Below are 18,907 nucleotides of genomic sequence, written 5' to 3' on the forward strand. Positions count from 1 at the left end.
ACACCGGAAGCCGGTCCACCCTCGGGTGGGCCGGCTTCCGGCATTTTCGTGGCCGGTCGAACGCGGACCAGTTGTCAGCAGGGCTGCTGTTGCAGAAACGCCCATGCGTCGGCGACGATCTCGGCGATATCGACGTGCTCGGGCTTCCACCCGAGTTCGCGTTGTGCGAGTTCGGATGAGGCGAAGAGGACGGCGGGGTCGCCGGGGCGTCGGGGAGCCACCTCGATCTCGAAGTCGAGACCGGTGACCTCGCGGACAGCGTCGACGACCTGCCGATTGGAGAAACCGCGGCCGTTGCCAAGATTGTAGATTCGGTGCTCGCCCAACTCGATTGCAGCGAGGGCCAGGAGATGGGCTTGCGCCAGGTCGGTGACGTGAATGTAGTCGCGAACGCAGGTGCCGTCCTGAGTCGGGTAGTCCGTGCCGAACAGCGAGAATTTCTCCCGCTCCCCGGCGGCCGCCTGGAGCGCGAGCGGGATGAGGTGGGTCTCGGGGGAGTGTCGCTCGCCGATCATCGACCCGTCGAGGCAGCGATGCGCCCCCGCGACGTTGAAGTAGCGCAGGCTGATCGCGCCCAGCGTGTCGCCGGCGCGGGTGATCGAGGCGATTGCCCGGTCGACGGCCAACTTGGTGTCGCCGTAAGTGTTGACCGGGTTCGTCGCAGCGGTCTCGGTGATAGGGACTTCGTCGGGCTCGCCATACACCGCGGCTGTGGAAGAAAACACCAGGCGTGGCACCTCCGCCTCGCGAATGGCGTCGAGCAGGACGAGGGAGGCGGCAGTGTTGTTGTCCCAGTGCCAGTGGGGGTGCGCCATGGACTCACCGGCCGCGATGAGCCCCGCGAAATGGAGGACGGCGTCGAACCCCGATCCCGGGGTGAGCACCCGGGCGACATCCTGAACGCGCAACTCGTGGAAGGTCGCACCAGTGGGAATCTGGCGGTGGTCGTTGCGGGAGAGATCGTCGACGATCTCGACGTGGTGCCCGGCGTCGAGCAGAAGCCGGGTCACGGTGGCGCCGACATAGCCTGCGCCACCGGTGACGAGGATTTTCATATGGCTGTCGCCTGCACTTTCATCGCGAGGAGGTGGTCATGGATGTCGCTTCGGTGCTTCGCAAAGTAGGCGGCGGGTCCGGGTGAAAGACTGCTCCCGGTCCAGCCTGTGACGCGCGACCAGATCGCTCGCTCCACCGTAGCGAGATCGTCGACACAGGGATTGGACACCCACGCCGCGGCGGCTTCTCGCGCGAGGTCGTTGGCGACTCGGTGATGGCGAGCGATCACCTGTCCGCTGCTGGTCACCGCGTACCGGCTCAGCCGCACTGCGTCGGGCCTGGAACCACCGAAGGCGTAGTCGAAGCGCCGGAAGGCTTGGTGGACGTAGTGCCAGAACCGACCGGGGTTCATCGGCATCCGAGCGGGGACGGCGCGCCAGTGCAATTCATCGCGCATCTGCTCGGCGAGGTGCGGGGCCATGGTGGCGAGGTCGTGGTGGGCGTAGGCGCCGTCGAGCATTCCGGTAGCACGCAAGACCTTCATGCACATGCGGTTGACCAGAAGATGAAATTGGGTGGTGTCGAGCCCGGCCTGCCACTTCTCGTTGAGCCCATGCCAGTAGTAGGCCTGTACGTAGTACAGCAGGATCTCGTAGGCGTCGCGATCGTCGAGTCGGACGGGGGCGTGGCTGGGCAGCCCGCTGCCCGAAAGGTCGATACCGAGGTTCTTGAAATCGTAGCCGAGGGAGGTGCCCAGAATCCGGTACTGGTCCAGCGACAGCACCATGATGTCGACGGTGGAGAAGCGCCTTTCGGCCATGATCCGCAGCTGTCCGATCGGCAAGCTGGGCGCGGGACCGGAGTGGACGTAGAGCAGGTCGAGGTCGCTGATGAGAAGTCGGCTGCCGTGGTGGTGGATCCAGGTCGGCTCGCCGCGGGCCATGGATCCGCCCAGGATCAGCCAATCGCTCTCGGGAATACAGCGCCCGATGGCGAGCAGGTTGCCAGCGACCTCGCTCGCGGTGGCGGAGAGGCAGGCGGCGTCGGGAAGTCGGCGGGTGATCGTGTCCGTAAGGGCTGCGACGCTGTCGGTGGTCATGGGCTCAGCGATCCGAAATGGTGAGCGGCAGCGAAACGGTTTCAGCCGCTGGGACCGGGGCTTCCTCCCGGTCCTTCTTCGCGGTCAGGTGCGGGCACAACGATCCGCAGATCGTGCACGGGGCGCCGGGTTTCAGGCCCGCAGCGATGAACGCGTTACTCGCCAAACCGGGATACATCGCGTGGGTGGCCTGGACCTCCCAGTCGTTGGCCCGCCGAGCCACCGAGATGGCGCGCTGGCGCGCGGCCTCGTCGGCGTTCCCTCGCCCCAGTTCCAGCGCGGTTATCGCTACCTTCACGTTCCGGATCGCTTCGGCAGTGTCGACGCCGGTGGGCATCAGGTAGTGCTCCACCTGGGTGATGCTGGCGAACATGTCGCCGCCATGGGCACCGGCGGTCGCCACGCCGATGGTGTTGACGATCGAATCCAAGGTGACCGCGTTGTCCACGACCATGGGGCCGGCCAGCCACAGCGGAGCACCTCCCAGCGCTTCCTTGTAGGCGGGGATGAGCTCAGCGATACGGTGCAGCGGAATGTGGCCGCCCGCCTCGCACAACACCTGAACACCGGCGTCGAGGGCCTGACGGCGCAGGACGGCGAGCAGCTCGATCTCGCGCCATTTCAGGTCGTCTCCGGCGTCGGCGGTGGCGCCGGGCCGGAAGATGTCACCCAGGTCGAGCACGACGCCGCGGCGGCGGCAGATCTCGAGGATGCCGTCGAAGTATTCGTGCAGAGGTGATTCCGTGTTGTGCAATCGCATATAGCGGGCAATCAGGCCACCCCCACGCGAGGTCGTGGGCATGATGCGGTTCGACTGTTCGCTCAGCCGCGCCAACTCAGGGTTGATTCCGGCGTGGATCAGCACGAAGTCGACCCCTGAGTCCAAGCCGAGTTCGAAGCGCTCCAGGAACTCCGCCCGGCCGAGCCTTCTGCGGGGCTGGGCGAAGAGGTCGTAGGTCAAGCAGCATCCAAGTGGAACGCCGACGACTTCCTTGAGTTCACGCCGCAGCGCGATCCCCTCGGGATTCGTGGTCAGGTCGATCACCGCGTCGGGACCCGCCGCGGTGATCACCGCCATGCTGTCGACGATGGCGGCTCGGTTGGTCTCGCGCGGGCCGAGGCCGATCAGCGCGGTGACCTTCCGGCGCGTCCCCGCGCCGACCAGGATGGGGACGTAGCCGTCCTGGACGCGCGAGTCGTTGGACCGCAAGAACACCATCGTGCCGTTGGCGACCGCGGCAGCGGCGAAGTCGACTCCGATTCCCTCGCGGTTGCAGGTAGCGATGAATTGTTGGTCGTTGGCCGAATCGAGCATGATGAGACACCTTTCGATCGAGAGGGAATGCGGGGAGAGGGGCTGAACATCATCGAGGTCCGGTGTGCGTCGGCTGGACCGAGCGCCATCGCGTCGAACAGGCGTAAGGGACGGTCACGTGCACTGCAAGCTCCGACCACTGGTCAGCCAGGGCTGCTGCCGCGGTCCACGCGGCGTGCACCGTCTCGCTGGCAGGATCAGCGGTGGCCAGCAGGTAGCGAGCGCGCGCTCCGGCGCGAGTCATCTCGTCGATGAGCGAGCCCGCCTGAAGGGCAGTGGTGCTGCCGACGTTGGTCGCCATCCACAAGTCGATCGCATCGAGCACGGCCTGGCGGCGATGTGCCGCCACCACCTGTTCGGTGCCGCGCCAGCGCTTCCGGTGCAGCTTCGCCAATGCACAGGCAAAGCTGATGAGCGGATGTTCGACACGGTGACCGCCGAGTATCGCGGCGCTGAGCTCGTGCCCTGTCGGAAGGACGTCCACGGTGGAATCACCGCGCATGGTTCGACTTCCGAACTCGATGAACGGACTCCAGAACGACCGAGGCGGCGGGACGGAAGGTGTCGCGTGGCGGCTCGGTACCGACCCAGAACCGGAATACGTCGGTGGGCGAGACCGGAAGGGCGATCTCGGCACCGTCGCGCACCAGCCATACATCCATCCGGAAAAGCTCCGGGAACAGGCGCTCATATTCATCGGTCGGCAGATCCGAGCGAACGATGAACGTCCACCGGCCGGAGCGGTGGTGGCCCACGATCGCGCCGACCGCGCGCGCCTCCGCAGTCATATCGAGTGCGACCGCCTCGCCCAATGAACCGGGCATCGTGATCCCCATAATCGACCCGGCCTTCACCACGATTCTGTCGATGGACATCGCCTGAACCAAGGCGGGCAAACCGCAGGTCATCCGGTAAAACCGGGTGCTTTGCAGTGCCGCCTCGACCTTTGCCCGTTCCATCGCAGCCCCCTACTTCTGTCGACTCACTACGGTTGAGTCTGCGCGGCGGCTTACGCTTGACGAAGAGCTTGGATGCGGACAGAAATCTGTCCGCATCAGACTCTGAATCACAAGGGGGACAGGAGATGCCGCAACAAATGCGTGAGCTTTCTGTCGAGACACCGCAGCAGGTCTTCGGTGCCGAGTTGCGGCACTGGCGCCTCCTTCGCGGCCTGTCCCAGGCCGCGTTGGGTGCGCTCACCTCCGATAGCGGCTCGCTCATCGGTAAAATCGAGAAGGCCGAACGCGCGGCCCACCTCGAACTTGCCCAGCGGTTCGATAGCGCGCTCGACACCGGCGGTGCGCTGGAACGCATGTGGCGGCGAATGGAGCAGTCCGCGGCGAACGCCGGCGCCGATACCGCCGCCGAGGCCGAGGTGCTGCTTCCGGACAATCCTTGGGGCGCCCTGGCCCTGCCCGATCTGCTTCATGAGTGGCGAAGTGGCGAAGTTCCTACGATCAGCCAGACCGGAAATACCCGGCGCCGCGTCGGCAGCGCCGACATCGTGATCATGTGGTCGATGTGCGACACGCTCACCGCCGCCGACCGCAGGCTCGGGGGTGGCTACGCCCGCGACGCCCTCACCGAGTTCCTTGCCAGTACCGTCGCGCCGGCCCTGCACGGCACCTACGACGCCGCGATCGGTGGCGAGCTGCACACCGTCAGCGCGCGGCTGGCTGATCTGGCCGGCTTCATGTCGTTCGATACGGCCAGGCAGTCCGCCGCGTTCTCGTGGTACCGGGCCGCCCTCGCGCTGGCCAAGGCGGCAGGCAACCACGCTCTCGGTGCACATATCCTCGCCGACATGGCCATGCAGGCGCATCACACCGGCCGCCGAGCCGACGCGATCACCCTCGCCGAAACCGCCGTCGGAACGGCACGACGATCCGGCTCACCATCAACCACAGCGCGCAGCAGCGCACTACTCGCGCGCGCACACGCCCTGGCCGGTGACCCAGCCGCTGCCGCGCGGGCTCTCACCGATGCCCAGCGTCAACTCGACCATGCACACCCCGACGATGAACCGGCCTGGATACGGTTCTTCACCCACGAACAGCTCGCCGCCGAAGCCATGTATGTCGCTGCCGATTGCGGCGACGCGCGTGGCGTACAGCACCACGCTCCGCTCGTGCTCGGCGCAACCGGCGAGATGGACCGGCGACGCGTTCTCGCCGCCTCCACGCTTGCCGGCTCGCACATGGTAGATCCCGCTCGAGCCGACATCGATCAGGCGGCGCGGGTCCTCATCGACGCGCTGCCCGCGGCCAGTGCGGTCGTCAGCAGCCGCGGACTCGATGCCATCAACACCGTGCGCCGCCGGCTCGCCCCGCACGCCGAGCGAGACCTTGTGCGGCAGGTCGAGCATCAGTTCGCCGAGGCCATGGTCCCGATCGGATGACGACCGCTCCCACCGGCCTCCACGAAACGCTCCACACCGCTTGTGCCATCCGTGGCTTGTCCGCAGCCGGAGCGCAGCTCATCCACCACTCCAGCAACGCCGTGTTCTTTCTGCCCGACCAGCACGCTGTCGCGAGAATTTCGACCGGCGCAGCAAACCTTCCCCGCGCACTGCGCACCCGCGCGCTCACCGAGGCGCTGGTCCGGAACGGATTCGGGGCCACTGCACCGCTCCCGAGCGCACCGCCGGTCGTCGTCGACGGGCACGATGTCAGCTTCTGGACCTACTACCCGCAGCCGCCGGGAAAACCGGCACCGACCTCACGGGAACTCGGTACATTGCTGCGCCGACTACACGCCACCCCGGTGCCCGATGGTGTGCAACTTCCGCGATGGGTGCCGCTCGAGTCGCTGCACACCGCGCTGACCGATTCTTGCCTCGATTTCGAACACCTGCGCGAGGACGAGCAGCAGCGACTGCTGGAGCTGGTCGAGGAGGTGCGCCACGACATGACCTCTATCGATTGGCCCCTCGGTGCAGGCCTGCTGCACGGTGATGCCTGGGCGGGAAACCTGCTCTGGCGCGCAGCTGCCGGCGAGTGCGTGCCCATTCTCGGCGACTGGGACTGGACCAGCATCGGTCCGCTCGAAGTCGACCTGATCCCGACCTGGCACGCCGCCATCCGCTACGGTCGCGACGCGGAATGGATCGCGAGTTTCATCCATGAGTACGGCTATGACCTGCGAAAATTCCCGCGCGGATACCACGCTCTGCGGCGAATGCGAGACTTGGTGCAGCTCGGCGGCCCGCTTCGCCGTGCGGCGGCCTCGCCGGACCACGCAGCACGACTTCGGCAGCGGGTCGAAGGCATCCTCAGCGGGGACGAGACCGGGTCCTGGAGCCAGTACACCTGACTCGAAGGATGTTCATAACCGAGCTCGGTCGTCTGCGAGGAGCAACTAACCCCCGAGCACGAAGGCGACCAGGAAGCCCGCGGCGGTGGCGAGCCCGACCCACCAACCGCCCTCGCGGTACGCCTCCGGCATGAGGGAGTCGGCGAGGACGGCGATGGTGGCGCCGCCCGCGAACGCCTGGACGGTGCTGATGCTGGTGGGAGAGAGGCTGTCGGAGAGCAGGTTTCCGGCGACGGTGACGGCGACCAGGACGAGGCCGGTGGCGGTCCAGAGCAGGAGGGCGCGGCGGGGCGGGAAGTTCTTGTCCCGGCGCAGCAGGGCGGAGCCGCTGATCGCCTCGGGGACATTGCCGACCGCGATGGCGACGAGCAGCACCAGCCCGCCGGACTCGGCGAGCGTGACGCCGAGCGCGGTGTTCTCCGGAACCCCGTCCAGCACGGTGCCGAGCATGAGCGCCCAGCCGACGGCGCTCGCCCCGAGTTTCGTCTCCAGCAGGTGGTTGGCCCCGACGTACAGCCCGGCGCCCGCGAAGAGCGCGAGCCCGGCGACGCCGACCCCCGCCTGGGCGAAGGCGGGCCCGAAGAGTTCTTCGGAGACCGCGGCGATCATGGTTCCGGCGCCGAACGCCATGAGCGTCGCGAGTACCTGTTTCGGGAGCGACCAGCGCAGCCCGACGAATGCGCCGAGCACCAACGGCACCGCGGTGCCGAGTCCGAAGAGCAGTGCGGTTCCCATCCGCTCAGCCTAGGGAGCCGGACCTATTTCGCCGGGCTCGCATTCGCGCCGGAAGAACCGCACCGGCATTACCCCCGCATCCTTCCGAAAAAAATCTAAGAAACTCCGTCAAAATCCGCCCCGAAATTCCGCCCGGTTGCGTAACCTCTGAGCAGCAAACGGCAGGGACCCACGCTGTTCGGGAGGCACATGGATTAGCTGTCACACTGCCAACTTCCGGCTAACGCGCGGTTCGCCGGAGGTTCGGGGGAAGGGCCTGATCCATGACGAGGGGATCGGGCCCTTCTGTATTGTCTGCGGCGATGTCACAGGATGCGAATACTGGGCGTATGTATGCCGGACAGCCCGTCGAGGACCGGCAACGGCAACGGCGCGCGCGTTTTCTGGAATCGGGCCTGACGGTATTCGCCAGGGACGGGTACGCCAACAGTTCGGTGGGGGCGATCTGTAAGGACGCCGGGCTCTCCTCGCGGCAGTTCTACGAGGAGTTCAGCGGTCGCGAGTCACTGCTGTTGGAACTTTATGAACAAATCGACCGCGAGTGCAGGGACGCGGTCGCCAAAGCCCTTGCGGTGACCGGTGATGCGGGCGCGATCGTGCGCATCGACGCCGCCACCCGCGCCTACATCGAGTCGATCGGCACCGACCCGCGCCGGGCCAGGGTGGCGCTGGTCGAGGTGGTCGGTGCCGGGCCGAAGGTGGAGAAGTTCCGGCTGGAGCTGCGCCGGGTCTGGGGCGCCATGCTGGCCGAGGCGGTGGAGTCGGCGGCGGGCAGCGGCGAGGTGCCCGCCGGGGACTACGACATGCGGGTGCTGGCGGTGATCGGCGCGGTCAACTACGTGGTCGACGCCTGGAGCGGCGCCGACCCGCGCCCCCCGCTGGACGACGTCATCGCGGTGCTGAGCCGGGTTATCCTCGGGGCCGTCCGCGCCTGAGCAGCGCGGTAGCGTGCGCGCATGGAGACCGTTCCGATCCAGATGCCCGACGGGTCCACCGTCCCGGTGCGGCTGCTCGGCGCCTCCGGCGCGCACCGGCACCCGGTGACGCCGGACGCGCCGCGCCCCGTGGTGGTGATCGTGCCCGGCCTCGGCGTGCCCGGCGGCTACTACGCGGCCGTCGCCCGCGACCTCGCCGCGCGCGGATTCGACACCGCCATCGGCGAATTGCGCGGCAACGGCGACAGCCGCCCCGAGCCGAGCGCGGACAGCGCCTACGGCTACCACGAACTGGTCTCGGTGGATTTCCCGGCGATCCTGCAGGTGGTCCGCAACCGGTTCCCGCAGAGCACCCCGTACCTGCTCGGGCACAGCATGGGCGGCCAGCTCGCGGTGCTCTACGCGGCCAGGGTCAGGGGCAGGCTCGGCGGGCTGGTCCTGGTCGCCTCCGGCACCCCGTACCACCGCGGCTTCCGCGGCCTCTCCGGCCCCGGGATGCTGCTCGGCACCGCGGCGGTCGCGCTCACCGCGGGCGTCGCCGGGTACTGGCCCGGCGATCGGCTCGGCGGCGCGGCCGCGTTCGGCAGGCAGTCGAAGGTGCTGATCTCGGACTGGGCCCGGCTCGCCCGCACCGGCCGCTTCGTGCCGATGGGCGCGGACATCGACTACGAGGAGCGGATCGGCAGGCTCAAGCTCCCGGTCCTCTCCATCACCATGACCGGCGACGAGCTCACCCCGGCCGGCTCCGCCGCGCACCTGCTGCGCAAGCTGCCCGCGGCCGAGGTGACGACCTGGGTCCAGCCGGAGCGGCTCGGCCACAACGGCTGGATTCAGGAGTGCGGCAGCACCGTCGACCGGGTCGAGAAGTGGCTGCGCGACCGGTGACTCAGCCCCGACCGGGGCTCTCGCCGTCGCGCAGCATGCTGCCGAAGAACTCGTACATGAGCGCCGCCTGGAACGCCGACTGCTTGTTGTCGGCCGCGCCGCCGTGCCCGCCCTCGATGTTCTCGTGGTACCAGACCGGGTGGCCCTGCGCCTCGAGCAGCGCGGCCATCTTGCGCGCGTGGCCCGGGTGCACCCGGTCGTCCCTGGTGGACGAGGTGAGCAGGATCGGCGGGTAGGCGCGCCCCGGGTCGGTGTTCTGGTAGGGCGAGTAGCGGCTCAGGTACGCCCACTCCTCCGGCTTGTCCGGGTCGCCGTACTCGGCCACCCAGGAGGCGCCCGCGAGCAGCAGGTGGTAGCGCTTCATGTCGAGCAGCGGCACCCGGCAGACGATGGCGCCGAACAGCTCCGGGTAGCGGGTGAGCATGACACCCATCAGCAGCCCGCCGTTGCTACCGCCGACCGCGCCGAGCTGGTCGGCGGTGGTGATGCCGCGAGCGACCAGGTCCATGGCGATGGCGGCGAAGTCCTCGTACACCCGGTGCCGGTTCTCCTTGAGGACCGAGGTGTGCCACTCCGGGCCGTACTCGCCGCCGCCGCGGATATTGGTGACCACCCAGGTGCCGCCCCGCTCCAGCCAGCCGACGCCCGCGCTGGCGGCGTAGGCGGGGGTGTAGGAGTTCTCGAAGCCGCCGTAGCCGTACATCACGGTCGGGCCGGGGGTGCCGCGCCGGTCGACGTGGCGGATCACGAAGTAGGGCACCGCGGTGCCGTCCTCCGAGGTGGCGAAGAACTGCTCGGTCTCGATGCCGGTGGCGTCGTAGAACGCGGGCTCGCGGGCGAGCTCGACGGTCGCGCCCCCCACCGAGCTGGCCAGCAGCGTCGGCGGCGTAGTGAAGCTGCTGGTGGCGAGCATGAAGTCGTCACCGGACTCCAGCCGGTCCAGGTTCATGACGGTGGTGGTCGACATGGGCGGGGTGTCGGCCAGCGGGCTGCGCTGCCAGCCGTCGGGGCCAGGCGTGAGCAGGTGCAGCTCGGTGCGCACGTCGTGCAGCGTCACCAGCAGCAGGTGGTTCTCGGTCCAGCCGTAGTTGTGCAGCGCGGTGTGCGGGTCGGGGTCGAAGAGCACCTCGAACTCGCGGCCGCCGGCCAGGAAGGCGGGGAAGTCGGCGACCAGCAGCGCGCCCGCCGGGAACGCGGTGGCGCCGGGCCGCCACGGCGACTTGAGCCGCACCAGCAGCCAGTCCCGGTACCAGGAGACGTCGGCGTCGGTGGGGACCTCGAGCCGGGTGCGAGTGCCGTCCGGCGCGAGCAGCGACACCTCCTCGTTGTAGAAGTCGGTGGCCCTGGCGACGTAGTGCCGCTCGAAGCCGGGGGTGCGGTCGTACGCGGCCGCGACCGAGACGTCGGCTGGCTCCCCCTCGAAGACGGTGACCGCGGCGTCCAGCGGCGTGCCGCGGTGCCAGCGCTTCACGACCCGCGGGTAGCCGGAGTCGGTGAGCGAGCCGGGGCCGAAGTCGGTGCCGACGTAGACGGTGTCCAGGTCGATCCAGCTCACCCTGGACTTCGCCTCGGGCAGCGCGAAGCCGCCGTCCGCCGGGGCGACGAAGCGCCCGGCCGTGATGTCGAACTCGCGCACCACCTTGGCGTCGGCGCCGCCGCGGGAGAGGCTGATCAGCGCGCGGTGCTGCTCCGGGCGCAGCACTGCAGCGCCCGCCCACACCCAGTTCTCGTCCTCGGCGGCGGCGACCGCGTCCAGGTCGATCAGCACCTCCCAGTCCGGCGAACCGCCCGCGTACTCGTCGAAGGTGGTGCGCCGCCAGAGCCCGCGCGGGTGCGCGGCGTCGCGCCAGAAGTTGTAGAGCCAGCGGCCGCGGCGGGTCGGGAAGGCGATCTTGGCGTCGGTGTCGAGCATGTCCAGGATCCGGCGCTGCAGCCCGTGGAACCGGTCCGAGGAGGCGAAACGCTCGGCGGTGACCTCGTTGCGGGCGCGCGCCCAGTCCAGCACGGCCTCGTCGGTGACCTCCTCCAGCCACAGGTGGGGGTCGCTTGCACTGGGGTCAACGCTGCCGGTCATCCCCACATTGTGGCGGACGGGGCGGGCGCGGGGCCTGGCGGCGCGGCGTTCGCTCCCGGGTGGCTGGGCCGGACCGCGCAGACAGGACTAGGCTCGATACCGTGACTTCCCACTACGATGTCGTCGTGCTCGGCGCTGGTCCCGGCGGTTACGTCGCCGCGATCCGCGCAGCTCAACTCGGCCTGCGAACAGCGATCGTCGAGCAGAAATACTGGGGCGGTGTGTGCCTGAACGTCGGGTGCATCCCGTCGAAGGCGCTGCTGCGCAACGCCGAACTCGCCCACATCTTCACCAAGGAAGCGAAGACCTTCGGCATCTCGGGGGATGTCTCGTTCGACTTCGGCGCGGCGTTCGACCGCAGCCGCAAGGTCGCGGACGGCCGGGTCAAGGGCGTCCACTTCCTGATGAAGAAGAACAAGATCGACGAGTTCGACGGGAAGGGCACCTTCACCGACGCGAACACGATCTCGGTGGAGCTGTCGAAGGGCGGCACCGAGACGGTCACGTTCGACAACGCCATCATCTCCACCGGCACCGTCACCAAGCTGCTGCCGGGCACCTCGCTGAGCGAGAACGTGGTGACCTACGAGGAGCAGATCCTCACCAAGGAGCTGCCGGGCTCGATCCTCATCGTGGGTGCGGGCGCGATCGGCATGGAGTTCGGCTACGTCCTCAAGAACTACGGCGTGGACGTGCGCATCGTGGAGTTCCTGGACCGCGCGCTGCCGAACGAGGACGCCGACGTCTCCAAGGAGATCACCAAGGCGTACAAGAAGCTCGGCATCACCATCAGCACCGGTGCCGCCGTGCAGTCCATCGACGACGACGGCGCCAAGGTCACCGTCACGATCAAGGACAACAAGAGCGGCTCGACGGAGACCGTCACCGTGGACAAGGTGCTGCAGGCCGTCGGCTTCGCGCCCCGGGTCGAGGGTTACGGCCTGGAGAACACCGGCGTCGAGCTGACCGAGCGCGGCGCCATCGCCATCGACGACGTCATGCGCACCAACGTGCCGCACATCTACGCCATCGGCGACGTCACCGCCAAGCTGCAGCTGGCGCACGTCGCGGAGGCGCAGGGCGTGGTCGCCGCGGAGACCATCGCGGGCGCGCCGACCCTGCCGCTCGGCGACTACCGGATGATGCCGCGCGCCACCTTCTGTCAGCCGCAGGTCGCCAGCTTCGGGCTCACCGAGGCGCAGGCCCGCGACGAGGGGTACGACGTGCAGGTCGCCACCTTCCCGCTCACCGCGAACGGCAAAGCGCACGGCCTCGGCGACCCGACCGGCTTCGTCAAGCTGATCTCGGACAAGAAGTACGGCGAGCTCATCGGCGGGCACCTCATCGGCCACGACGTCTCCGAGCTGCTGCCCGAGCTGACGCTGGCGCAGAAGTGGGACCTCACGGTCAACGAGCTCACCCGCAATGTGCACACCCACCCGACGCTCAGCGAGGCGCTGCAGGAGGCGTTCCACGGGCTCGCGGGGCACATGATCAACTTCTGATCCGCTTTTCTTCGGCGCCCCGGCTTTCGCGGCCGGGGCGTCGCTGTTTGGATGGGCGGGTGCGGTGGATCGCGGGTGTCCTTGTGTGTGTCCTGCTGCTCGGCTTCGGCTTCTACCGGCTGATCAACGCACGCTCGTTCCAGCTCGGCGGGGAGCTGGTCGACCGGGTCGAGACCACCGAGAAGGTCGTCGCGCTGACCCTGGACGACGGACCCAGCGAGCGCGCCCCCGAGGTACTCCGCGTTCTCGCCGACCTCGGTGTCCCCGCCACCTTCTACCTCAACGGCCGCGACCTCGACGCCCGCCCCGAGCTCGGCCGCGCCATCGTCGCCGCCGGGCACGAGGTCGGGAACCACACCTACAGCCACCGCCGCATGGTCTTCGTGACGCCGGGGACCGTGCGCGACGAGGTCGAGCGCACCGACGCCGCCATCCGCGCCACCGGGTACACCGGGGAGATCACCTTCCGGCCGCCGTACGGCAAGAAGTTCCTGGCGCTGCCGCGGTACCTGGCCGAGCACGACCGGACCACAGTCATGTGGGATGTGGAGCCGAAGGCGGCGGCGGCCGCCGATATCGCGGCGGAGGCGGTTCGGGAGGTGCGGCCGGGGTCGATCGTGCTGCTGCACGTCATGTACGGGTCGGGGGAGGCGTTGGCCGCGATTCCGCGGATCGTCGGGGAGTTGCGGGGGCAGGGGTATCGGTTCGTGCGGGTGTCGGAGCTGGGCGGGTAGCTGTCAGCGGCGCCGCTTGTCCGTCGCTTTCGGGTGGCCGGTGCCCGCCTGCGTGATCCACAGCGTCCGGCGCGCGTCGTCGATGGCGTACCAGATCCGGCCGCCGCCGGTGACCTCGTACTGCCACTGCTCCAGCAGCACCCCGTCGACCTGAACCTCGCGGAGGTCGAACTTCAGCGGATGTTGCCGACTCGGGTCGGTGCGGGAACGTGGGTCGCCGGTGATGGCGACCCACGCCCGGTCCAAGCTCTCAGCGGCCTGATTCAGCAGGCACGTCCACCCGTGCGCAGCCTGCCGATCGACCAGCCGGACCGTCCACCCCGTCGGCCGGGGCGCCTCGTCTCCGCGCCGCAGCTTGTCAGGCACCGTCCGCACCCGGGCGGGTCACGGGGGTGGACTCGCTCGTGTCGAAGGGGCCGCGTAGGCGCTGCGCGAGCTCCGGGTCGGAGTGGATCTCCGCCGTCGCTTGCCACTCGCGCAGCGCCCGCGCGAACGGAAGCAGCAGGCCGGTGTCGGCACCGGCCAAGAGGTGGTCGAGCAGCTCGCGGACGCATTCGGCGCGTGCCTCCGCCGGGAGCCAGACCAGCCAGGGCAGCTCCTCGGCGAACGTCTCCTCCGCCAGGGTCCGGTTCGCTCGCGCCACGATCGCCAGCGAACGCGCCGCCATGCTCAGCCCGACCAGCATCGCCTGGAACCGCTCGGAGCGCATGAGCACCAGGTTCTCCGCGTCCCGCCGCTCCAGCACCACGTCGGCATCGGCCAGTGCCGGGAACACACTCGTCTGCTTGTTGATGAGCGTGGAGAACGGGAACGTGCGCGTAGCCATGCGCCCAGTGTAGCCGTTTACTGAATTAGTTCAGTGAACGTCAACGCAGCAGCCCGTACGCCCTGGTCGGGGTGAGGGTGACGAGGACGCGGCGGTCGGCGACCATGACCCGGCGGTAGTCGTCCCAGTCCGGGTGCTCACCGGAGCCGGCCCGGTAGTAGGCGACGAGGGCGTCGACGGCCGGGTCGTCGGGGGCGGCGGCGACGGCGGTCAGTTCGACGTCGGCTTCGAGGACGGCGTAGGAGCCGAACGCGGCGTCGGTGACGTGCAGGGCGGCCCACGGCTGCCTGCGCAGGTTGGGGTACTTGGCGCGGTCGGCGGTGATGGAGATGCGGATCAGCCCGTCGTCACCGGTCACGTGCAGCACGTTGGAGAGCTGCGGGCGGCCGTCGCGGCGCAGCGTGGTGAGCACCGATCGGGTGGTGGAGCGGGCGAATTCGAGGGCGCGGTCGAGTTCCATGGCAGGAACAACCGCGGCGGGGCGCCGGTCAGTCCCGGTCGTAGGCGGCTTGGGCCGCGCGCACCCGCGGCATGTTCCGCTCGACCAGCTGGACCAGCGTCTCCAGCTGCTCGGCGAGTTCCGCGCCGAGCTCGGTGAGGGTGTACTCGACGCGCGGCGGGATGCTCTCCAGCACCTCGCGGTGCACCATGCCGTCGCGTTCGAGCGCCCGGAGGGTCTGGGCGAGCATGCGCTCGCTGACCCCGTCCACCCGGCGGCGCAGCGCGCCGAACCGGTGCGGACCCGCGCGCAGCGCGACTAGGGCGAGGATGCCCCAGCGCCCGGCGACGTTCTGCAGCACCGGCCTCGAGGTGCAGCCGCGGGCGAAGACATCCGCCTCGAGCTGCGGATCGTGCTCCATGCCCCGAGGGTACCCAGGAATGATTAGCGCTTACGAAAAGTTAGTGCTTCTGGACCAGTCGAAATCCAGGAGGAGACCCATGACCGTCGCCGTCACCGGAGCAAGCGGACACCTCGGCCGCCTCGTCGTCGAGGCGCTGGCGCGCAGAGGGGTCGCCCCGATCGCCATCGCCCGCACCCCGGAGAAGATCGCCGACCTCGCCGACCGCGGTATCGAGGTGCGCCGGGCGGCGTACGACAACCCCGACGACCTGGACGCCGCGCTCCGCGGGGTGACCCGGCTGCTGCTGGTCTCCGGCACCGAGTTCGGGCAGCGGGTGGCCCAGCACACGGCCGTGCTGCGCGCCGCCGAGCGGGCGGGCGTCGAGCTGCTCGCCTACACCAGCATCCCGGACGCCGACCACACCCCGCTGGTCCTGGCCGCCGAGCACCGCGCCACCGAGCAGGTCCTGCGCGCGGGCGCGGTCCCGCTCGTCCTGCTGCGCAACGGCTGGTACTGGGAGAACTACCTCGGCAGCCTGCAGCAGGCCAGGGCCACCGGCGCGTTCACGGGCGCCGCGGCGGGCGGCCGGATCGCGGGCGCGGCCAGGGCCGACTACGCGGAGGCGGCCGCCGCCGTGCTCACCTCCGCCGACGACCAGGGCGGCCGGGTCTACGAGCTCGGCGGCGACCGGCCGCTCACGCACGCCGAACTGGCCGACGCCATGGCCGCCGCGCTCGGCATCCCCGTCCGATACGAGAGCCTCGGCCGCGCAGGCTACACCGCGGCGCTGGTCGAGTCCGGGCTTCCGGCTTCGGTGGCCGAGGTCTTCGCCGACTCCGACGCCGGGATCGAATCCGGCGCGCTCGACGTGACCTCCGGCGACCTGGTGCAGCTGATCGGCCGCCCGGCGGCCACCGCCGAGTCGGTCTTCCGCGCGGCGCTGTGGATCAGTGCTCCGGCCCGGACTCCGGGCCGGAGACCCATTGCACCAGCTGCAGCACGACGCCGTTCGGGTCGGTGAGCTGGAAGTAGCGCTCACCCCACTCCTCGGTCTCGATCGGGGTCTCGATCGGCGCACCCTCCGCGCGCAGCCGGGCGTACTCGGCGTCGATGTCGTCCACCACGAACGCCACCAGCAGCCCCTCGCCCGCGCTGCCCGCGATCCTTGCGGGCTTGAAGGTGCTCAGCCCGGTCTGCAGGTAGACGAGGTCGAAGCCCGCGTCCGCCCTGCTCAGCGCGATGAACCCGGCAGCGGCGTTGTGCTCGGTGAAGCCGAGGTGCCTGATGGCGAAGTCGGCCGAGGCGCGCGGGTCGGGGACATTGAGCGAAATGCACGAAGCGGTGATGTTCACGAGACCTCCCAAACTCCGTACTAAGTACTCTGTACTTTGTACATGTACGATCGGCGGATGGCAAGCGAGAAGAACGATCCGGCCCGCACGCTGGAGCTGCTCTGGCGCGAGCCGGGCGAGCGCCCGCGCGCCCGCGGCCCGAAGCAGCGCCGCAGCGTGGACGAGGTGGTGGCCGCCGCGATCGCGCTGGCCGACGCCGACGGGCTCACCGCGCTGACCATGCGCGCGGTGGCCGACCGCCTCGGCCTCACCACGATGGCCACCTACACCTATGTGCCAGGCAAGGCCGAGCTGCTCGACCTCATGCTGGACGCCGTCTACGCCGAGATGGAGCGCGCCGACCTCACCGGCCTGCCCTGGCGCGACCGGGTCCGCGCGGTCGCCGCGGGCAACCGCGCCCTGCTCGCCCGCCACCCCTGGGTCACCGACCTGCCCGCCACCCGCCCCCCGCTCGGCCCCGGGCAGCTCGCCAAGTACGAGCACGAACTCGGCGCCTTCGACGGCCTCGGCCTGGACGACGTCACCATGGACGCCGCCCTCACCCACCTGCTCGGCTTCGTCGCCGCCACCGCCAGGATCGGCATCGACCTGGCCCGCAACGCCGCCGCGACCGGCATGGACGACGCGCAGTGGTGGGCCCGGGTCGGCCCGGTCCTGGAGCGGGTCGTCGACCCGGCGCGCTACCCCCTCGGCACCAGGGTCGGCGCCGCCGCCGGCCAGGCGCACGACGCCGCCTACAGCGCCGTGCACGCCTACGAGTTCGGGCTGACCCTGGTGTTGGCGGGATTGGCCGATCTCATCGAGGGCTGACCCGCACTAAACTCCGCACTCATGAGCACACCGCGGATCGCCCCCGGACGGTTGAGCGAACTCGGCCCGATCAACTGGCTCGTCTGGCAGGCGCTCTCCCGTGCCGCGGGCACGCGGGACGCGCAGCTGTTCAGCACGCTCGGCCGCACCCGCGGGCTGTTCCGCGGCTGGCTGCACTACTCGGGCAAGCTCATGCCGGGCGGGCGGCTCTCCAGGCACGAGGCCGAGCTGGTGATCCTGCGGGTGGCCCAATTGCGCGGGTGCGACTACGAATACGACCACCACGTGCGGCTGGGCCGCCGCGCCGGGGTCACCGCCGAGATCGTGGAGCGGCTGCGCGCCGGGTCGGGCGCCGACGGCTGGTCGGAGCGGCAGCGCGCGCTGCTCGCCGCGGTGGAGCAGCAGGTCACCGAGCGCGACCTGGACGACGCCACCTGGCAGGCGCTGGCCGCGCACTACGACGAGCGCGAGCTCATCGAGATCGTCCTGCTGATCAATCAGTACGACGGTTTGGCCGCAACCATCACGACCCTCCGCATTCGGCGGGATACTTTGCCTGCACTGAAGAACTAGATCGTCGGGGGGACAACCTCATGCTGGTGCGGGTACGGCCCGGGGCGGAACTCTCCGGCGCCGAACGGGAATTCGCGGAATGCCTCGGCACCATGCCGAGTACCGGGCTGGCGCTGCTCGACGTGCCGATCGCGGAGAGCGGCGGCACGCGCCGGGTCGGCGCGGTGCTCTTCACCCCGACCGGGCTCACCGTGCTCGAGGTCTTCGGCTTCCGGCGCAGGCAGAGCGGAATCCTCACCGCGACGCCCGGAAAGCCGTGGGCGATCAGCGATTCCCCGCTCGACCTGGAGGAGGAGGGCGCGGGCGACCTCGCGGACCGGGTGGAGCACGGCGTCTACGCGGTGCGGACGGCGCTGGAGCGCGGGCTGCGCGACCCCGGCCACGTCTGCGGGGCGGCGGTGCTCGTCCCGTTCCGCGGGGTGGTGGTGCGCCCGGCCCGCACCACGCTGCGGCCGGGGCTGGACGTGGTGGTCGGCAATGCCGCCGACGCCACCGAACTCCGCATCTACCTGGAGAACTTCGCCAAGGGGCCGCGGACCTGGACCGCCGACGGCGTCCTCGGGGCGTGCCGGGAACTCGGCGCGGGCGATGCGGTGCCGCCGCGCGCCGAGCTGCTCGCCGCCGGGTTCGACCAGGCGCCGGAGCAGCAGCGGCCCTCGGTGATCCCGCCGCCGGTGGTGCCGCGGGTGGCGCCGACCCCGCGCGAGCCGCACCGGCACCACCGCGGCGCGACCTGGGCGATCGTGCTGGTGGCGCTGCTCGGGCTCTTCGTGGTGTTCGGCGTGGTCGCGACCGCGCTGATCCGCGACGACGGTGATACCGGGGAGCCCGCCGCGCCCAGCGCGACCAGCACCCCGGCGCCCGCCTCCAGTACCAGGCCGCCCGCCTGCTTCCCGCTGCAGCCCGACTGCTGA

General features: G+C 69.7%; 22 protein-coding genes. 10 read left to right on the plus strand and 12 right to left on the minus strand.

Translation table 11 applies throughout. The features are described from left to right. Positions 1–74: 74 nt before the first annotated feature. The 5 genes from galE to ACFUUZ_RS11555 are packed head-to-tail and all read right to left on the minus strand — an operon-like array spanning position 75 to position 4,369. Positions 75–1,055, minus strand: coding sequence for a UDP-glucose 4-epimerase GalE (galE, locus tag ACFUUZ_RS11535; RefSeq protein WP_378695050.1), 981 nt, complete (start codon positions 1,053–1,055; stop codon positions 75–77). Continuing rightward, positions 1,052–2,095, minus strand: a complete 1,044-nt coding sequence (locus ACFUUZ_RS11540; protein ID WP_378695052.1) for a hypothetical protein — start codon at positions 2,093–2,095, stop codon at positions 1,052–1,054. The genes galE and ACFUUZ_RS11540 overlap by 4 nt, the downstream gene beginning before the upstream one ends. A gap of 4 nt (positions 2,096–2,099) precedes the next feature. Beyond that, entirely contained in the window at positions 2,100–3,410 is a 1,311-nt protein-coding gene (locus ACFUUZ_RS11545) for a phosphomethylpyrimidine synthase ThiC (protein ID WP_378695054.1), read from the minus strand. Between the two features lie 49 nt (positions 3,411–3,459). After that, complete coding sequence (locus ACFUUZ_RS11550) at positions 3,460–3,894, minus strand: DUF4254 domain-containing protein (protein ID WP_378695056.1); 435 nt, start codon at positions 3,892–3,894, stop codon at positions 3,460–3,462. Positions 3,895–3,901: 7 nt separating this feature from the next. Further along, the gene (locus ACFUUZ_RS11555; protein WP_378695058.1) at positions 3,902–4,369 is read right to left on the minus strand and encodes a DNA-directed RNA polymerase subunit beta; all 468 of its coding nucleotides are present in this window, start codon (positions 4,367–4,369) and stop codon (positions 3,902–3,904) included. A 125-nt stretch (positions 4,370–4,494) separates the two neighbouring features. Here ACFUUZ_RS11555 and ACFUUZ_RS11560 point away from each other — a divergent pair, with 125 nt between their 5' ends. Next, positions 4,495–5,808, plus strand: coding sequence for a multiprotein-bridging factor 1 family protein (locus ACFUUZ_RS11560; protein ID WP_378695060.1), 1,314 nt, complete (start codon positions 4,495–4,497; stop codon positions 5,806–5,808). Next, on the plus strand, positions 5,805–6,722 hold the full coding sequence (locus tag ACFUUZ_RS11565; RefSeq protein WP_378695062.1) for a phosphotransferase: 918 nt from the start codon (positions 5,805–5,807) through the stop codon (positions 6,720–6,722). Before ACFUUZ_RS11560 ends, ACFUUZ_RS11565 begins: the two co-directional genes overlap by 4 nt. Before the next feature lie 45 nt (positions 6,723–6,767). On the opposite strand, the gene ACFUUZ_RS11570 is transcribed toward ACFUUZ_RS11565, so the two are convergent. Beyond that, positions 6,768–7,457: a ZIP family metal transporter gene (locus tag ACFUUZ_RS11570; protein ID WP_378695064.1), complete on the minus strand. Its 690-nt coding sequence runs from the start codon at positions 7,455–7,457 to the stop codon at positions 6,768–6,770. A 329-nt stretch (positions 7,458–7,786) separates the two neighbouring features. Here ACFUUZ_RS11570 and ACFUUZ_RS11575 point away from each other — a divergent pair, with 329 nt between their 5' ends. Further along, a complete protein-coding gene (locus ACFUUZ_RS11575; protein ID WP_378695066.1) occupies positions 7,787–8,392 on the plus strand; it encodes a TetR/AcrR family transcriptional regulator in 606 nt (201 codons plus the stop codon). A gap of 21 nt (positions 8,393–8,413) precedes the next feature. Then, positions 8,414–9,277, plus strand: coding sequence for an alpha/beta fold hydrolase (locus tag ACFUUZ_RS11580; RefSeq protein ID WP_378695068.1), 864 nt, complete (start codon positions 8,414–8,416; stop codon positions 9,275–9,277). 1 nt (position 9,278) lies between these two features. On the opposite strand, the gene ACFUUZ_RS11585 is transcribed toward ACFUUZ_RS11580, so the two are convergent. Then, entirely contained in the window at positions 9,279–11,351 is a 2,073-nt protein-coding gene (locus ACFUUZ_RS11585; protein WP_378695070.1) for a prolyl oligopeptidase family protein, read from the minus strand. Positions 11,352–11,452: 101 nt separating this feature from the next. On the opposite strand from ACFUUZ_RS11585, the gene lpdA reads away from it, so the two are divergent. Together lpdA and ACFUUZ_RS11595 are read left to right on the plus strand one after the other, a co-directional pair. Next, positions 11,453–12,856, plus strand: a complete 1,404-nt coding sequence (lpdA, locus tag ACFUUZ_RS11590; RefSeq protein ID WP_378695071.1) for a dihydrolipoyl dehydrogenase — start codon at positions 11,453–11,455, stop codon at positions 12,854–12,856. A gap of 83 nt (positions 12,857–12,939) precedes the next feature. After that, on the plus strand, positions 12,940–13,590 hold the full coding sequence (locus ACFUUZ_RS11595; protein ID WP_378695073.1) for a polysaccharide deacetylase family protein: 651 nt from the start codon (positions 12,940–12,942) through the stop codon (positions 13,588–13,590). A gap of 3 nt (positions 13,591–13,593) precedes the next feature. On the opposite strand, the gene ACFUUZ_RS11600 is transcribed toward ACFUUZ_RS11595, so the two are convergent. From ACFUUZ_RS11600 to ACFUUZ_RS11615, 4 genes are read right to left on the minus strand one after another with little or no spacing between them, the layout of a single operon-like run. Beyond that, entirely contained in the window at positions 13,594–13,956 is a 363-nt protein-coding gene (locus tag ACFUUZ_RS11600) for a hypothetical protein (RefSeq protein ID WP_378695074.1), read from the minus strand. Beyond that, entirely contained in the window at positions 13,949–14,416 is a 468-nt protein-coding gene (locus ACFUUZ_RS11605; RefSeq protein WP_378695076.1) for a hypothetical protein, read from the minus strand. Before ACFUUZ_RS11605 ends, ACFUUZ_RS11600 begins: the two co-directional genes overlap by 8 nt. Before the next feature lie 40 nt (positions 14,417–14,456). Then, positions 14,457–14,876, minus strand: coding sequence for a PPOX class F420-dependent oxidoreductase (locus tag ACFUUZ_RS11610; RefSeq protein ID WP_378695078.1), 420 nt, complete (start codon positions 14,874–14,876; stop codon positions 14,457–14,459). Between the two features lie 28 nt (positions 14,877–14,904). After that, positions 14,905–15,276 (minus strand): winged helix-turn-helix transcriptional regulator, encoded by a 372-nt coding sequence (locus ACFUUZ_RS11615; protein WP_378695079.1) that lies wholly within the window; start codon positions 15,274–15,276, stop codon positions 14,905–14,907. Positions 15,277–15,355: 79 nt separating this feature from the next. Here ACFUUZ_RS11615 and ACFUUZ_RS11620 point away from each other — a divergent pair, with 79 nt between their 5' ends. After that, positions 15,356–16,279 (plus strand): NmrA family NAD(P)-binding protein, encoded by a 924-nt coding sequence (locus tag ACFUUZ_RS11620; RefSeq protein ID WP_378695081.1) that lies wholly within the window; start codon positions 15,356–15,358, stop codon positions 16,277–16,279. Here the strand turns inward: ACFUUZ_RS11620 and ACFUUZ_RS11625 are convergent. Then, complete coding sequence (locus tag ACFUUZ_RS11625) at positions 16,206–16,610, minus strand: VOC family protein (RefSeq protein ID WP_378695083.1); 405 nt, start codon at positions 16,608–16,610, stop codon at positions 16,206–16,208. The genes ACFUUZ_RS11620 and ACFUUZ_RS11625 overlap by 74 nt on opposite strands. Before the next feature lie 57 nt (positions 16,611–16,667). Between ACFUUZ_RS11625 and ACFUUZ_RS11630 the strand changes: the two genes are divergently transcribed. The 3 genes from ACFUUZ_RS11630 to ACFUUZ_RS11640 are packed head-to-tail and all read left to right on the plus strand — an operon-like array spanning position 16,668 to position 18,907. Further along, complete coding sequence (locus ACFUUZ_RS11630; protein ID WP_378695086.1) at positions 16,668–17,420, plus strand: TetR/AcrR family transcriptional regulator; 753 nt, start codon at positions 16,668–16,670, stop codon at positions 17,418–17,420. Between the two features lie 21 nt (positions 17,421–17,441). Beyond that, the gene (locus ACFUUZ_RS11635; RefSeq protein WP_378695095.1) at positions 17,442–17,993 is read left to right on the plus strand and encodes a carboxymuconolactone decarboxylase family protein; all 552 of its coding nucleotides are present in this window, start codon (positions 17,442–17,444) and stop codon (positions 17,991–17,993) included. 20 nt (positions 17,994–18,013) lie between these two features. Then, complete coding sequence (locus ACFUUZ_RS11640; protein ID WP_378695097.1) at positions 18,014–18,907, plus strand: NERD domain-containing protein; 894 nt, start codon at positions 18,014–18,016, stop codon at positions 18,905–18,907.

Origin of the sequence: Nocardia sp. NPDC057353 (assembly GCF_042667085.1) — a bacterium.
GTDB lineage: Bacteria > Actinomycetota > Actinomycetes > Mycobacteriales > Mycobacteriaceae > Nocardia.